At 72.0% G+C, this 15,075-nt stretch carries 16 protein-coding genes; 9 read left to right on the top strand and 7 right to left on the bottom strand.

The features are described 5' to 3' along the window. Window positions 1–82: 82 nt before the first annotated feature. Together ACYQ77_RS01915 and ACYQ77_RS01920 are read left to right on the top strand one after the other, a co-directional pair. Window positions 83–1,201, top strand: a complete 1,119-nt coding sequence (locus tag ACYQ77_RS01915; RefSeq protein WP_459706752.1) for a glycosyltransferase family 4 protein — start codon at window positions 83–85, stop codon at window positions 1,199–1,201. A gap of 21 nt (window positions 1,202–1,222) precedes the next feature. Next, a complete protein-coding gene (locus ACYQ77_RS01920) occupies window positions 1,223–1,909 on the top strand; it encodes a demethylmenaquinone methyltransferase (RefSeq protein WP_459706754.1) in 687 nt (228 codons plus the stop codon). On the opposite strand, the gene ACYQ77_RS01925 is transcribed toward ACYQ77_RS01920, so the two are convergent. The 3 genes from ACYQ77_RS01925 to ACYQ77_RS01935 form a co-directional block, all read right to left on the bottom strand. Further along, entirely contained in the window at window positions 1,899–2,432 is a 534-nt protein-coding gene (locus ACYQ77_RS01925) for a dienelactone hydrolase family protein (protein ID WP_459706756.1), read from the bottom strand. The two genes, ACYQ77_RS01920 and ACYQ77_RS01925, sit on opposite strands and share 11 nt — an antisense overlap. 191 nt (window positions 2,433–2,623) lie before the next feature. Continuing rightward, window positions 2,624–3,694: a hypothetical protein gene (locus ACYQ77_RS01930; RefSeq protein WP_459706758.1), complete on the bottom strand. Its 1,071-nt coding sequence runs from the start codon at window positions 3,692–3,694 to the stop codon at window positions 2,624–2,626. Between the two features lie 39 nt (window positions 3,695–3,733). Beyond that, complete coding sequence (locus ACYQ77_RS01935; protein ID WP_459706760.1) at window positions 3,734–4,405, bottom strand: DUF4328 domain-containing protein; 672 nt, start codon at window positions 4,403–4,405, stop codon at window positions 3,734–3,736. Window positions 4,406–4,576: 171 nt separating this feature from the next. Here ACYQ77_RS01935 and ACYQ77_RS01940 point away from each other — a divergent pair, with 171 nt between their 5' ends. The 3 genes from ACYQ77_RS01940 to ACYQ77_RS01950 are packed head-to-tail and all read left to right on the top strand — an operon-like array spanning window position 4,577 to window position 6,694. After that, window positions 4,577–5,872, top strand: a complete 1,296-nt coding sequence (locus ACYQ77_RS01940; RefSeq protein WP_459706762.1) for a geranylgeranyl reductase family protein — start codon at window positions 4,577–4,579, stop codon at window positions 5,870–5,872. Further along, window positions 5,869–6,462, top strand: coding sequence for a histidine phosphatase family protein (locus ACYQ77_RS01945; RefSeq protein WP_459706764.1), 594 nt, complete (start codon window positions 5,869–5,871; stop codon window positions 6,460–6,462). Before ACYQ77_RS01940 ends, ACYQ77_RS01945 begins: the two co-directional genes overlap by 4 nt. A 40-nt stretch (window positions 6,463–6,502) precedes the next feature. Beyond that, window positions 6,503–6,694: a hypothetical protein gene (locus tag ACYQ77_RS01950; RefSeq protein ID WP_459706766.1), complete on the top strand. Its 192-nt coding sequence runs from the start codon at window positions 6,503–6,505 to the stop codon at window positions 6,692–6,694. A 675-nt stretch (window positions 6,695–7,369) separates the two neighbouring features. Here the strand turns inward: ACYQ77_RS01950 and ACYQ77_RS01955 are convergent. Next, the gene (locus tag ACYQ77_RS01955; protein ID WP_459706768.1) at window positions 7,370–7,732 is read right to left on the bottom strand and encodes a hypothetical protein; all 363 of its coding nucleotides are present in this window, start codon (window positions 7,730–7,732) and stop codon (window positions 7,370–7,372) included. A 3-nt stretch (window positions 7,733–7,735) separates the two neighbouring features. Then, complete coding sequence (locus ACYQ77_RS01960) at window positions 7,736–8,239, bottom strand: SigE family RNA polymerase sigma factor (RefSeq protein ID WP_459706770.1); 504 nt, start codon at window positions 8,237–8,239, stop codon at window positions 7,736–7,738. A 65-nt stretch (window positions 8,240–8,304) separates the two neighbouring features. Here ACYQ77_RS01960 and ACYQ77_RS01965 point away from each other — a divergent pair, with 65 nt between their 5' ends. Beyond that, window positions 8,305–9,405, top strand: coding sequence for a hypothetical protein (locus tag ACYQ77_RS01965; RefSeq protein ID WP_459706772.1), 1,101 nt, complete (start codon window positions 8,305–8,307; stop codon window positions 9,403–9,405). Here ACYQ77_RS01965 and ACYQ77_RS01970 read toward each other — a convergent pair. After that, window positions 9,402–10,622 carry an acetyl-CoA C-acetyltransferase gene (locus ACYQ77_RS01970; protein ID WP_459706774.1) on the bottom strand — a complete coding sequence of 407 codons (1,221 nt, stop codon included), beginning with the start codon at window positions 10,620–10,622 and terminating at the stop codon, window positions 9,402–9,404. The two genes, ACYQ77_RS01965 and ACYQ77_RS01970, sit on opposite strands and share 4 nt — an antisense overlap. A 13-nt stretch (window positions 10,623–10,635) precedes the next feature. After that, window positions 10,636–11,481 carry an SGNH/GDSL hydrolase family protein gene (locus tag ACYQ77_RS01975; RefSeq protein ID WP_459706776.1) on the bottom strand — a complete coding sequence of 282 codons (846 nt, stop codon included), beginning with the start codon at window positions 11,479–11,481 and terminating at the stop codon, window positions 10,636–10,638. A gap of 196 nt (window positions 11,482–11,677) precedes the next feature. Between ACYQ77_RS01975 and ACYQ77_RS01980 the strand changes: the two genes are divergently transcribed. The 3 genes from ACYQ77_RS01980 to ACYQ77_RS01990 all read left to right on the top strand — a co-directional run bounded on the left by ACYQ77_RS01980 (window position 11,678) and on the right by ACYQ77_RS01990 (window position 15,058). Continuing rightward, a complete protein-coding gene (locus tag ACYQ77_RS01980) occupies window positions 11,678–13,054 on the top strand; it encodes a cystathionine beta-synthase (protein ID WP_459706778.1) in 1,377 nt (458 codons plus the stop codon). 117 nt (window positions 13,055–13,171) lie between these two features. Continuing rightward, on the top strand, window positions 13,172–14,398 hold the full coding sequence (locus ACYQ77_RS01985; RefSeq protein ID WP_459706779.1) for a hypothetical protein: 1,227 nt from the start codon (window positions 13,172–13,174) through the stop codon (window positions 14,396–14,398). A 90-nt stretch (window positions 14,399–14,488) separates the two neighbouring features. Then, window positions 14,489–15,058, top strand: coding sequence for a hypothetical protein (locus ACYQ77_RS01990; RefSeq protein WP_459706781.1), 570 nt, complete (start codon window positions 14,489–14,491; stop codon window positions 15,056–15,058). The last annotated feature ends 17 nt before the right edge of the window (window positions 15,059–15,075 follow it).

Raw genomic sequence — 15,075 nt, forward strand, 5'->3', positions numbered from 1 at the left:
GCGCACAACTCTTGGCGCAACGTTCGCCGGGACGTCACGCAGCCGTTCTCCCGCGGGCAGTGCGGGTTGCGACGGTCGTGCCGTGCGCGTCGCCATCGTCACGGAGAGCTTCCTGCCGCAGGTCAACGGTGTGACGAACTCGGTTCTCCGCGTCGTCGAGCACCTGCAGCTGCGGGGTCACGACGCCATGGTCGTGGCACCCGGGCCCGGCCCGGAGCGGTACCGGCACGCGGCGGTCCGGCGCGTCCGCGCGGTCGACCTGCCCGTCATCAGCTCGCTGCCGATCGGGGTGCCGTCACCGAGGGTGCACGCCGCGCTGGCGGAGTTCGCGCCGGACGTCGTGCACCTGGCGTCGCCGTTCGTGCTCGGCGCGTCGGGGCTGCGCTCCGCGCGGCGCCTCGGGGTGCCGACCGTCGCCGTCTACCAGACCGACGTCGCCGGTTTCGCCGCCGCGTACGGGCTCAGGCACGGCGCGCGGGCGGCGTGGCGGTGGATCCGCAAGCTCCACGCCGGCGCCGACCGCACGCTGGCGCCGTCGCACGCGTCGGTGCGCGCGCTCACCGACCACGGCGTGCCGCGCGTGCACCGCTGGGCGCGGGGCGTGGACACCGAGCTGTTCGCGCCGCACCGCGCCGACCTGCGGCTGAAGTCGAGGCTGGCGCCGAACGGCGAGCTGCTCGTCGGCTACGTCGGCAGGCTCGCGCCGGAGAAGCACGTGCACCGGCTCGCGACGCTGAGCGGGCTGCCCGGCGTGCGGGTCGTGGTGGTCGGCGAGGGCCCGGAGGAGGAGCGGCTGCGGCGGTTGCTGCCGGACGCGGCGTTCCTCGGTTTCCGCACCGGCACCGAACTCGCGACCGCGTACGCGTCGCTGGACGTGTTCGTGCACCCCGGCCCGTACGAGACGTTCTGCCAGGCGGCGCAGGAAGCGCTCGCGTCCGGTCTGCCGGTGCTCGCGCCGGACGCGGGCGGTCCGCGCGACCTGGTGACGCACGACCGGACCGGTTACCTGCTGGAGCCGTACGACGACAACAGGTTCGCGGGCGAGCTGTGGTCGTACGTCGAGCTGTTGCGGGAACGCGGGCTGCGCAGGCGGCTCGGAGTGGCGGCGCGGGAGTCGGTGCTGGCGCGGACGTGGACGGCGGTGTGCGACGAGCTGCTGGCGCACTACGAACAGGTGAGCGCCAGCGTGCTGGCGGCGTAGCGGGTGTCGTAGGGTTCGCGCATGGCACGTGCCGGACTGGACAAGAACCCCCGCGACGTGGCCGAGATGTTCGACGGCGTGGCCAAGGGCTACGACCGGACCAACTCGGTGATGACGATGGGTTTCGACCGCCGCTGGCGCTGGCTGACCAGGCGGGTGCTGGAGGCGAGCCCCGGCGAGCGGATCCTCGACCTGGCCGCGGGCACCGCGGTGTCGACGACCGAGTACGCCAAGTCGGGCGCGTGGTGCGTCGCCGCCGACTTCTCGCTCGGCATGCTCCGCAGCGGTGGGCACCGCGACGTCCCGAAGGTCGCGGCCGACGCGTTCCACCTCCCGTTCGCCGACGACTCCTTCGACGCGGTCACGGTGTCGTTCGGGTTGCGCAACATGAGCCCGACGGTCGACGCGCTGCGCGAGATGCGCCGCGTCGTGCGCCCCGGTGGCCGGCTGGTGATCTGCGAGGTGTCGCAGCCGCCGTTCCGGCCGATCCGGTGGCTCCACTACAACGTCGTGCTGCGCCTGCTGCCGCGGATCACGCGGCCGTTCTCGTCGAACAAGGAGGCGTACTCGTACCTGGCGGAGTCGATGCGCGACTGGCACGACCAGCGGGCGCTGGCGCTGCTGATCTCGGAGGCCGGCTGGGTCGACGTGGAGTGGCTCAACCTGACGTTCGGCGTGGTGGCGCTCCACCGCGCCGTCAAGCCCTGAGGAAGTCGAGCGCGCGCCGCCAGGTGAGCGCGGCCGCACGCGGGTCGTGGTCGGGCAGGTCCTCGTCGGTGTAGAAGTGGCCGGCGCCGGGGTAGGTGAACACCTGGGCGTCGGCGGTGCGCCACGCGGCGACGTCGGCGGGCGGCGCGAACGGGTCCGGGTCGGCGACGTGCAGCTGGGCGCGGGTGCCGGCGGGGACGGACGCGAGGCCGTGGAAGAGCAGCACGCCCGCGGTGCCCGTACGGTGCGGCAGGACGGCGTCGACGACGCCCGCGCCCATGGAGAAACCCGCCAGGACGGTGTCGGCGGGCAGGTCGCGGAGGGCGTCGGCGGCCCGGCGCGCGATGGTGTCCCAGCCGACGCGGGCCATGATCGCGAAGCCGTCGTCGAGGGTGGCGGCGGTCGCGCCCGCGTAGAGGTCGGGTGTGTGGACGACGTGCCCGGCGGCGCGGAACCGCTTGGCGGCACGCAGCTCCGCGGGCCGCAGTCCGAGCACCGAGTGGAACACGACGACCTGGGCCACGTGCCGAGTCTGTCCACAGGTCACCGAGTTGTCCACAGGCAAGATCGACATCGCGGTCCCTGTCGGTGGGTACCGGTAGACTGGCATGGCGGGTGGCCCCCGGGATCGGGTGGGGGTTCGGTACGCATCGGAGTGAGTGTTTTCGCAGGTCAGAGGCTTGCTGGCCGACGGAACTCGGACCGAGCCGTTCGTCACACGGACAGGAAGTGTTCGTACCGGTCCGCGAACCCAGGCGGCAGGTCGTCCACGTCGACAACGATCGCCAGCGTCGCGGGGCCCGGCGGGCGCGCCGCGAACTGGCGCGGCGTCCCGATCACGACGGCTCGCCCGCCACCGGTCTCCGCCGCGGGCAGCCGGACGAGTGCGATGTCGTACCGGTCCATCAGCGGCTGCCCCAGCTCCACGAGCCGGGCCGCTGCCCGCTCGTCGGCCACCACGATGTGCGCGGCCTCCCCGTCACCGCTCGCCAGCGCCGCGGACACCGCCGCCACCTGCAGCACCCCTGCCCGCCGTGCCGGGTCCGCCAGCGCCGCGAGCGGGCGCGCGTCGCCGCGGACGGCTGCCACCGCCGCGGACAGCACGCCCGACTCCGCTGCCACGCTCGCCCACCCGAGCGCCACCTGCCCGCGGGCGACCAGCGACTCCAGCAGCTCCGGCGTGGTACCCGTCGTCACGTCGACCGCCGTCGTCACGCCCACCAGCACCGCGCCGCGCCGGTCGACCGCCACCGCGGCCTCGGCGGGCAGCCCGCACGTCCAGCCCGCGAGCCGCCTGCCGTCGAGTGCGAAGTGGACGGTCAGCGTGCCGTCCTCCAGCACGCCGGTGAGCCCGGGGTGCGTCGTCCCGTGCTCCGGCCAGCCGGTTTCGAGGCCCGCCAGGAGGTAGACGTCCAGGCTCGCCATGCGCCAGCCGGCGTCGGTGGCGACGAGCATCGCGACCTCGCACGCCGGGTTGACCAGCAACACGGTCATGCCGCGCACGGCGAACCCGCCGGCGCGCCAGCTCTGGTGCGACCCGAACCGCGGCAGCGTGGCCATCGTCTCCCAGCGCGGCTTCTGGCACCGCGGGTGGTGCAGCGCGGCCTCCGCGACCCCACCGCTGTCGGCGACGGTCAGCGACGGCGTGCACCTGCCCAGCGGCCGGTCGCACGTCTGGCAGTCGACGGCCCACAGGTTCGCCTCGAGCTCCGCCAGCAGGTGCGGGCCGAGCCGGGCACGGGTCGTCGCGTCGGTCTTCAGTCCCCGCACCCTCGGCATGTCCACGGGGCCACCCTGCCTCTCGCGCCGGGGACCGGTCCCCGGTCAGCGTGGCGTGGACTGCCAACGGGTGATCTGGCGGATCACCTGGCTGAGCAGCACGGCCGCGACGAGGAGCAGCAGCGTGCTGACGGTGCCGTACAGCGCGGCCGACCTCAGCACGTCGACGGTCACGTCGCCCCGGGTCTCGATCCGCAGCAGGACCACCACCGCCATGTTCGCGAGCAGCGTGTACCACCACGCGTGCACCAGCGGGCTCTGCGTGAGGCCGTGCACCCGGTACGTGTCCGCGGGCACGCCCGGCCTGCTGGTCCGCCAGATGTCGGCCACGACCTGCTTCGGGAACCACAGGTTCACGACCGGCACGAACCACGCGCCGACCGTCCAGCCGCGGGACAACCGGTGCTCGGCGGGGCACAGGCGCTCGGCGTTGACCCTCGTGCGCCACAGCCACGTCAGGAACACCGCGGCCGCCGCCAGCAGGGCGAGGACGGTCAACCACACGGCGCCCATCGCCAGGTTGTCCGCGCTCACGAGGTCCGCGATGCCGATGCCGGGCTCCTCGGCCACGAAGTCCGCCGCCACCTGGTAGCGGTGCCAGTCGGTCCACGTCGCGAACACGTTCGCCGCGCAGCTCGCGAACAGCATGGTGGTCGCGACGGCCGCGATCGGGCGCACGGGGAGCAGAGCCAGCGGCCTGGTGTCCTGACTCGTCAAATCCGCCCCCAGGTGTGCGTTGTGACACTGTGGAATCGTTCGTCAGCAGGTGTCTGTTTCGCGGAGCTCGCGAAGCGATCGACCAGACACCGTCGGCGCCGACCGGGATCGCTCCACCCGGGATAAAATGCACTCAGTTCGTGAACGTTTTCACAAGCGCGAGGAGCCGTCATGGGAACGCCCAGCCGACGCAAGCCGGCCGAGGACGCCGAGGTCATTGTGGTCGGCGCCGGGCCGGCAGGCTCGACAGCGGCGACGTACCTCGCCCGAGCGGGGCTCGACGTGCTGCTGCTCGAGAAGAGCAGCTTCCCCCGCGAGAAGGTGTGCGGCGACGGCCTCACGCCGCGCGGTGTGAAACAACTCATCGACCTCGGTGTCGACACCCGCGAGGAAGCCGGCTGGCTGCACAACAAGGGCCTGCGCGTGGTCGGCGGCGGCGTCACCCTCGAGTTGGACTGGCCGGACCTCGCGACCTTCCCGCCGTACGGCGTGGTCCGCCCGCGCCAGGACTTCGACGAGATGCTCGCCCGCACCGCGCAGCGCGCGGGCGCCCGGCTGCTGGAGCAGACCAACGTCACCGGCGCCGTCACCGACGAGCGCAACGGCCGGGTCGTCGGCGTCACCGCCAAGGTCGGCCCGGAGCGCGCGCCCGTCACCTACCGGGCCCCGATCGTCCTCGCCTGCGACGGCGTGTCCGCGCGGCTCGCGCTGTCCGTCGGCATCGAGAAGGTCGAGAGCCGTCCCATGGGCGTGGCCGTGCGCCGGTACTACGCGTCGCCGCGCAGCAAGGACGACTACCTCGAGTCGCACCTCGAGCTGTGGGACCGCGCCAACCCCGACGACCCCCGGCTGCTGCCCGGGTACGGCTGGATCTTCGGCATGGGCGACGGCACCGTGAATGTCGGCCTCGGGATCCTGTCCACGTCGAAGGCGTTCGGCAAGACCGACTACCGCGCGCTCATGCGGTCGTGGCTCGACGGCACCCCGGAGGAGTGGGGTTTCCGCGAGCACAACGCGACCGGCAAGATCGGCGGCGCCGCGCTGCCCATGGGCTTCAACCGCACGCCGCACTACTCGCCGGGCCTGCTGCTCGTCGGTGACGCCGGCGGCATGGTCAACCCGTTCAACGGCGAGGGCATCGGCTACGCCATGGAGTCCGCGAAGATCGCCGCCGAGGTGGTCGTGCAGGCGCTCGCACGCGCGGAGGGCCCGGCGCGGGAGAAGGCGCTGCACGGGTACCCCGTCGCGTTGAAGCAGGCGCTCGGCAGCTACTACCGGCTCGGCAACATCTTCAGCAAGCTCATCGGCAACCCGCTCGTGATGCGCACCGCCACCAAGTACGGGCTGCCGAGGACCACGCTCATGAAGCTCGTGCTGAAGCTGCTCGCGGGCCTCTACGACCCGAAGGACGGCGACGCGTTCGACCGCATGATCACCGCCGCCACCCGGATGGCCCCGAGCGTGTGAGGACGCTCTACCTGGCCCGGCACGGCGAGGCGTCGGGTGCGCTGACCCCTGCCGGGCGGGAGCAGGCGCGGCTCCTGGGGCAGCGGCTCGCCCGGACACGGCTGGACGGCGTGTTCCACAGCCCGGTGCCGAGGGCGGCCGAGACGGCGGCGCTGGTGTCGGCCGCGCTGCCGGACGTGCCGGTGACGGTGTCGCCGCTGGCCGGCGACTACCTGCCGTACGCGCCGACGGCCGACGAACTGGCCCCGGAGTTCGCGCCGGTCGCGCTGGCGCACGTGGCCGACTACACGACGCTGCAGCACGAGACCGGGCCGGGCCTGGCGAAGCGTGCGCTGGCGGAGTTCACCGCACCGGTGCCCCGCGCGGACCTGATCATCACGCACAGCCAGATCGTGACGTGGTTCGTGCGCGCCGCCCTCGACGCGCCGGCCGCGCGGTGGGTGGGGATCAACGCGGCGAACGCGGCGCTGACCGTGATCCAGTACCGGCAGGGCTGGCCGCCGAACCTGGTGGTGTTCAACGACCAGTCCCACCTGCCGGAACCGTTGCGGTGGACGGGTTTCCCGCCGGAACGCGCGCAGGCGTGGTGACCGAGTTGCGGGCCGGGCCGACACTGACCACAGTGGACCCATGGACTCGACGGTGGTCATGAAGATGCACGACGGCTCATGGCACGCGGTGTGGCAGGCGGGCACCCTCCTCGGCGAGTTCGACGGGACCCGGCAGGAAGCGATCGACTGGGCTCGCAGCCGCTCGCCGCGCTGCTGGGTCTACTCGGAGGAACTGGGCGACGTCGTGCCGCTGAACCCGATCACGCCGTAGCGCGCTCGAGGCTCCACGTCCGGTGACGGTTGGGGGTCCGTCACGTCGGATGGGTCTTTCCTGGGCTGGTGGTTTGGTTTGCCTTGTGCGGGGTTCCTCTTTTGGTTGTCCCCGTTCTGGGTGGTGTCCTCGCCAGACGGGCGTCCTCGCCGGAGGGCGTCCTGCCGGACGGGCCTCCTCGCCGGAGGGGCTGGTCTCCGGGATGGCGGGGGTCTTGCACGGGGCTGGTTTGGCAAGGACTGGTGTCCGTGGTGGTGCCTGCCATCCCGTCGACCTCCCGGAGGGCTATCACACCGCGTCAAGGGGGCCCGGCGGCTTGGGCATGTGGGCGCTTTGGGTTTCGGGCCCCCTTGACCCGGTGTGATCGGGCTTCGCCAGGTCGACGGGATGGCAGGCACACCCTCAGAGGGTGTTGGGGGCTTCGCCCCGCTTCGCGGGGCCGGGCGGGCAGCGCCCGGCATGCCGGGGTCGGCCCACGCCGCTCGCGCGCGCGATGGCAACCCCCACCCGATCCCGGGGGCCACCCGCCATGCCAGTCTACCGGTACCCACCGACAGGCCCCGGGATGTCGATCTTGGCTGTGGACAACCGGTCGACCTGTGGACAACCCGCGCCGCGTGCGCCAGGAATGTCGGTGGCGTGCCGTAGCGTGGAAACCGGGGGCCGGAGGCCGCCCTACCCCGTCGTCGTCGGCGTGTTCGTCGTCGTGGTTGTCGTCGTGTGCGTGGTCGTGAATTCCGGGGCGTTGCCCGACGTCGTGGGGACGCCGCGTGGTGTCGTCGGGACGTCCGTCGTCGTCAGTTCCGGGGGAGCGGGCAGCGGGGAGCCGGGTTCGACCTCCCGGTTGGCGGTCAGCGCGACCGTCACCGTCAGTGCGGCCGCCACCACCAGGCTCGCCGCCGCGCCCGCGCCCCAGCGCGCCAACCTGATCCGGCGCCCCCGCCGGGCGATGCCGTCCGCGGTGAAGCCCAGCGGAGGGCCCGGCTGCTCACCGACCGCGGTGAACAGCGCCCTCATCTGCTCGTCGTCGTCGTTCACCGGTCACCTCCCGCCCTTGGACAGCACGTCGAAGTGCGGGCCCAGCTTCTTCCGCAGTGCCGCGATGCCGCGCGCCGCCTGGCTCTTCACCGTGCCGGCGGAGCATTCGAGGACGTCGGCGGTGTCCTCGACGGACAGGTCGTTCCAGTACCGCAGCACCAGCACCGCCCGCTGCCTCGGCGGCACGGTCCGCAGCGCGGCCTCCAGCAGCATGCGCTGATCCGGATCGCCCTCCGCCGCCACGGGTTCCGGCAGCGACTCCGTCAGGTGCTCGCGCCGCCGCCACAGCCTGCGGTTCTCCGCGAGGAACGTCCGCACGACGACCTTGCGCGCGTACGCGTCCATGCCGTGCTCCCGCAGCCGCGGCCACGCCAGGTACAGCTTCGTCATCGCCACCTGCGTGATGTCCTCCGCGCGGTGCCAGTCGCCGCACAGCAGGTACGCCGTGGCCCGCAGTGCGTGCGCCCGTGCCACGAAGTACTCGCTGAAGTCGTCCCGGGCCCCCACGCCGGCGAGTATGCCAGCGGGAATCCGGTGCAACCCGTCCGCGTGGTCGCGGCATAGGTACCGGCGTGCAGACCACGCAGCAGCCGTTGACCGGCCACGCGCTCGCCCCCGCCGCGGTCTACCTCGCGGTGCGGCTGGCCGGGCTCGTCGTGCTCGCGATCATGGCGGCCACCCACGACCGCGCGCTGTTCGACGTGCTGAAGTCCTGGGACGGCGACTGGTACCTCTCGATCGCCGAGCACGGGTACGACCGGGAAAGCGGCGGGCTCGTGGACGCCGCGGGCAACTTCACGCAGAACACGACGCTCGCGTTCTTCCCCGGCTACCCCATGTTGATCAGCCTCTTCAGCGTGGCGCCCGTGTTCGCTGGGCTCGTGATCAGCCTCGCCGCCGGGACCACCGCCGCGTACGGCATCACGCGGCTCGCCGACGACCGGCGCGCCGGGCTGGTCCTGGTCGCGTTGTTCGCGTCGACGCCGATGGCCGTGACGCTCTCGATGGTCTACTCGGAGGCCCTGTTCAGCGCGCTGGCCGCGTGGGCGCTCGTCGGGGTGATGGAAAAGCGGTGGTGGCTCGCGTCCCTGTGCTGCGTCGGCGCGGGGCTCGTGCGGCCGAGCGCGGGCGTGCTGATCCTCATCGTGATCGTCGCCGTGGTGTTGCGCGAACGCGGGTTCCGCGGGGTGCTCGCCGCCGTCGTCTGCCCGCTGGGACTGGCGGGCTACCTGCTGTTCGTCGCGGACCGGACGGGTGACCTGTTCGGCTGGTTCGCGTTGCAGGAGGCCGGGTGGGGCACGGCGTTCGACGGCGGCGTGAACACCGCCGAGTTCGTCGGCCGCGTGCTGACCTCGGACGCGCCGCTCATGGAGACCGCCAACGTGCTGACGGTGCTGGGCGCGCTCGTGCTGTGCGTGGTCGTGGTGGGCAGGAAACTGCCGTGGCCGCTGGTGGCGTACGGCGTCGGGCTGTTCGTGATGACCGCGGGCTCCAGCGGCGTCACCTACTCGAAGATGCGCCTGCTGGTGCCCGCGTTCACGCTCCTGCTGCCGGTCGCTGCGGGGCTCGCGCGGCGGCGGACCGGCACGGTGCTCGCCGTGCTGTCCGCCACCGCGCTGCTGTCCGGGTGGTTCGGCGGCTACGCGCTCACCGCGTGGCCGTACGCGATCTAGGAGAGGCGCTCCAGGACCATCGCCATGCCCTGTCCGCCACCGACGCACATCGTCTCGAGCCCGAACTGCTTGTCGTGGTACTGCAGGGAGTTGACGAGCGTGGTCGCGATGCGGGCGCCGGTCATGCCGAACGGGTGGCCGACCGCGATGGCGCCACCGTTGACGTTCAGCTTGTCGATGTCGATCCCGAGGTCCTTGTAGGACGGGATGACCTGCGCCGCGAACGCCTCGTTGATCTCCACGAGGTCGATGTCGTCGATGGTCATGCCCGCCTTCGCCAGGGCACGGCGGGACGCCTCGACCGGGCCGAGGCCCATGATCTCCGGCGACAGCCCGGAAACACCCGTGGACACGATCCGCGCCAGCGGCGTGAGACCCAGCTCGGCGGCCTTCGTGTCGGACATGATCACGAGCGCGGCGGCGCCGTCGTTGAGCGGGCAGCAGTTGCCCGCCGTCACGCGGCCGTCCGGCCGGAAGACCGGTTGCAGCGTCGACGTCTTCTCGTACGTGACACCCGGCCGCGGGCCGTCGTCGGTGTCGACGACACGGCCGTCCGGCAGCGTCACCGGCGTGATCTCCCGCGCCCAGAAGCCGTCCTTGATGGCCTGCTCGGCGAGGTTCTGCGACCGGACGCCGAACTCGTCCATCTCCTGGCGGGACACGCCCTTCAGCAGCGCCAGGTTCTCGGCGGTCTGGCCCATCGCGATGTAGACGTCCGGCACGTTGCCGTCCTCGCGCGGGTCGTGCCACTCGTCCGCGCCCTTCTCGGCCGCGGTTGCGGTCCTGGCCTCCGCGTCGGAGAACACCGGGTTGTGCGTGTCCGGCCAGCTGTCCGAGCTGCCCTTCGCGAACCGCGACACGGTCTCGACACCGGCGCTGATGAACACGTCACCCTCGCCTGCCTTGATCGCGTGGAACGCCATCCGGGTGGTCTGCAGGCTCGACGCGCAGTACCGGGTGACCGTGCAGCCGGGCAGGTGGTCGTAGCCGAGCAGCACCGCGAGCACGCGGCCCATGTTGAAGCCCTGCTCGCCACCCGGCAGGCCGCAGCCGAGCATCAGGTCGTCGATGTCCGCCGGGTCGAGGGCCGGGACCTTGTCCAGTGCCGCGCGCACCATCTGCGCGGCCAGTTCGTCCGGCCGGATGTCGATCAGGGAACCCTTCCCGGCCCGCCCGATCGGCGAACGGACCGCGGAAACGATGACGGCCTCTGGCATGCCAACTCCTTCGTCAGGTACCTGACGAGGACCCTACGCGGCCGACCCCGGTGAGGCCTTGTGCTTGCCGCACAGCATCACACAACGGGGCGAGCAGGACGTTCGCCGCGAGCTCGTAGCCGGCGCCGTTGGGGTGGAAGCGGTCGGCGGAGAACAGGTCGTGCGGGCGGGCGAGGAACTCCGGCGACAGCAGCGCGGCGATCGACACCGCCCGTGCGCCGATCCGGTCCAGCTCGCGGCGCTGCGCACGGGCAAGCGAGAGCCCGTACCGGCTGGCGATGGTCCGCAGCGGCTGCGGGATCGGCTGGATGATGCCCAGGTCGGGGCAGGTGCCGACGACGACCGTGGTGCCGGCCGCCATGAGCCGCTCGACCTGCCCGGCGAGGATCGCCGCGGACGTGCCGATGGACAGGCGCGTGGTCACGTCGTTGCCGCCGATGATCACCAGCGCCAGGTCCGGCGGGTCGATCAGCGCGCGGTCCACCTGCGGCTCCAGCTCGACGGTGCGGGAGCCGCTGATCGCGTGCGTCACCAGCCGCACGGGCCGGGCCAGCTCGTCGGCCAGCGACTTCGCCAGCAGCACGCCCGGCAGCCGCTCCGGGGACTCCGCGCCGAGGCCCGCGGCCAGCGAGTCACCCAACATGGCGAATGACAGAGCGTCACCACGAACCGGCGGAAGCGGCCCGGAGCCGTCCGGCAGGTACTGCCCGTCGGCGTTCAACGGCAGGTCCCGCGGCACGCCGATGATCGTTCGCGCCCGCCTCGACTGGCCCGTGAGCAGGCCGTATGCCGCGCCTGACAGTCCGCCGATCGAGCCGGCGGCGAACATCAGCGCCTTGAGTGCTCGCGCTCCAGCCATCGCCGTCCTCCCAACTCTCAGTGTCGCAGCCAGTGACCGCTTCTGCGATGGTTATCGCTCGGTCGTTATCGAGTGTGTGTCCGGTCACTCGGGAGTAACTCGAACAAGGCTCGATTTCGCTAGGTGAACGAATGTCCCCGTGGTAATGCGGGCTAGGCTCGCGGGCCGGGGGGACGAGTTCTCACGAGGAGCGCAGGTGGAGTACGTCGAGCATGTGACCGATCTGGTGGGCAACACCCCGCTGGTCAAGCTGGGAGCGCTGGCGGAGGGGGTGTCGGCGACCGTGCTCGCGAAGGTCGAGTACTTCAACCCCGGTGGCAGCGTCAAGGACCGCATCGCGTTGCGGATGATCGAGGCCGCCGAGGCCTCCGGTGAGCTGCGGCCGGGCGGCACGATCGTGGAGCCGACGTCCGGCAACACCGGTGTCGGCCTCGCCATGGTCGCCCAGCGCAAGGGCTACAAGTGCGTGTTCGTGTGCCCGGACAAGGTGTCCGAGGACAAGCGGAACACGCTCAAGGCGTACGGCGCCGAGGTCGTGGTGTGCCCGACCGCGGTCGCCCCGGAGCACCCGGACTCCTACTACAACGTGTCCGACCGCCTCGTGCGCGAGATCGAGGGCGCGTGGAAGCCCGACCAGTACTCCAACCCGGAGAACCCGGAGAGCCACTACCGGCAGACCGGCCCGGAGATCTGGAAGCAGACCGACGGCCGGATCACGCACTTCGTCGCGGGCGTGGGTACGGGCGGCACGATCTCCGGCACCGGCCGGTACCTCAAGGAGGTGTCCGAGGGCCGCGTGAAGATCGTCGGCGCGGACCCGGAGGGCTCGGTGTACTCCGGCGGCTCCGGCCGGCCGTACCTGGTCGAGGGCGTCGGCGAGGACTTCTGGCCGTCCACCTACGACCGGGAGATCGCCGACGAGATCATCGCGATCTCCGACGCCGAGTCGTTCGACGTCACCCGGCGCCTCGCCCGCGAGGAGGGCCTGCTGGTCGGCGGCTCCTGCGGGATGGCGGCCGCCGCCGCGATCAAGCTCGCGAAGCGCCTCGGCCCGGACGACGTGGTGGTCGTGCTGCTGCCCGACGGCGGCCGCGGCTACCTGTCGAAGGTCTTCAACGACGACTGGATGGCCTCCTACGGCTTCCTGCCGCCCGAGCACTCCGGCGCGACCGTCGGCGACGTGCTGCGGCGCAAGGGGACCGGCGGCGCCATGCCGGACCTGGTGCACGCGCACCCGACCGAGACCGTGGCCGACGCGGTGACCATCCTGCGCGAGTTCGGGGTGTCCCAGATGCCGGTCGTGAACGCGGAGCCCCCGGTCATGGCGGCCGAGGTCGTCGGCGCGGTGAACGAGCGGGACCTGCTGGAGGCGCTGTTCACCGGCAAGGCGCAGCTGGCCGACCGGCTCGACACCCACATGTCGCCGCCGCTGCCGACCATCGGCGCGGGTGAGCAGGTCACGGCGGCCATGGCGGCACTGTCGGCGGCCGACGGCGCGCTCGTGCTCGTCGACGGGAAACCCGCTGGTGTGGTCACCAGGCAGGACCTTCTCGGGTTCCTGGCGGGCCGGTGAATCGTCGGTGTCATCTCGGGCGTTACACGCAAAGCGCCGGACGATGCACTAGCGTTGGCGCGCACGCAAGTCGACATCAGGTAGATGTGAAGTAGATGTGAAGAGGGGTTGTACCCGATGAGCGCTCCGCAGCCGCCGAACCAACCGTGGCAGGGCGGCCAGCCACCGCAGCAGGGGGAGGGCGGGTCGCAGGACTCCGGCCAGAACCCGGCCCTGACGAACGCGGGCCCGACGCAGGCGATCCAGCCGGGTCAGCCGCTGCCGCCCCCGGGCGGCCAGACCGGTGCCGACGGTGTGGAGCGCACGCAGCACATCCAGCCCGGCCAGCCGATGCCCGGTGACCAGGACTCGGGTGCCACCCAGGTCGTGTCGCCGGGCTCGTTCGGGCAGCAGACCACGCCGGGCGGTCAGGCGCCCGACGCGGGTGCGACCCAGATGGTGCCGCCGGGGTCGCTGCCCCCGCAGCAGCCGCCGTACGCCCCGCCGCCCGGCGCCGACGCGTCGCCTCCCGGTGGGTTCCCCGGGCAGCCCCCGCAGGGTTTCGGGCAGCAGCAGGGCTTCGGTCAGCAGCCGCCGCACGGGTTCGGCCAGCAGCAGGGCTTCCCGGGGCAGCAGCCGCCGCCCGGGTTCCCGCCGCCGCAGCAGGGCGGGTTCGCCCAGCAGCAGGGCCTCGGGCAGGGGCCGAACTTCGGCGGTCCCGGGCAGAACACCCAGATGATCGCCTGGGGCATCGCGGGCATCGCCGCGGTCCTCGGCCTGATCGTCGCGATCATCGGCCTCACCGACATGGGTGACCTCGGCGACTACAGCGACCTGTACGACTCGGTCCCCGAGGCCGCGGCCGACCAGGCCGGCCTGCCGTCGCCGGGCATGATGTGGCTGACCACCATCGGCATGCTGCTCGGCGCTCTCGCCGCGATCGGTGGCGGTGTGCTGGTGTTCATGAAGAACAAGCTGGCGCCGACCGTGCTCGCCGTCGGCGGTGGTCTGATGCTGATCTTCGCGATCATCCAGATGATCATGGTCGGTGGCATCGAAGCGCCGGAGGGCACGATCGAGATGCCGGGTGGGACGATCTTCGCCCTGATCGCGGGCATCATCGTCGGTGCCCTGGGCGCGATGGGCTTCTTCCCGCAGACGAAGAAGTTCTTCGGCATGGAGTCCGCCCTGAGCGGTGGCGGTGGCGGCTTCGGCCCGCCGCCCGGTGGGTTCGGTCAGCCGCCGCAGCAGGGCTTCGGTCAGCCCCAGCAGGGCTTCGGCCCGCCGCAGGGCTACGGGCAGCAGCCGCCCCAGCAGGGTGGCTTCGGTCAGCCGCCGCAGGGTGGGCAGCCGCCGCAGTGGTGACGTGACGCGCGGAGAATTCGCCGGTCGGCCCTCGGGCCGGCCGGCGTTTCTGCTTTGATGGGCCCGTTCTTCGGGGAGGGAGCAACGGGAATGGGCTATCCGGGGTATCCGCAGCAGAACTGGCAGCAGCCGCCCATGGGCTACGTCGGGCCGGACCCGAACCAGTCGGGGCCGGGGCTCGCGGTCACGTCCGGGATCGTGGGGCTCGGGGTCGGCGGTGTGCTGCTCGCGCAGACGATCATGCTGATGTCCGACATCGGCGACGCGCCCGACCTGCCGGCGGGCTGGCTGGTCATGAACGTCATGCACTTCGCGGTCGCCGCGTTCGCGCTGCTCGGTGCGGTCCTGGTGTTCGTCCGGCAGGTCGCGGGGGCGTTCCTGCTGATGACCGCCGCGTTGCTGGCCGTGGCCGTGCTGCTCCTCGACCCGGCGCTCGCCGAGGGCCTGTTCTTCACGATGCTCGGCTCGCTGCCCGACTTCGAGCCGTCCGGTGACTACGGCAACTACTTCAAGGCCATGTTCGAGTTCGGCAACGAGCAGGCCGTGCTGCGAGCCGTCGCGCTGGCGCTCGGCGTCGTCCTGCTGATCGTCGCCGTGCTGCCGCCGTCGCTGAACTGGCTGCGCGGTGCGCGCGGCGGGTCCTACCCGCGGGGTTGGTGATTATTCCTCGAGTCCCA

It is taken from the genome of Actinophytocola sp. KF-1 (assembly GCF_054661535.1).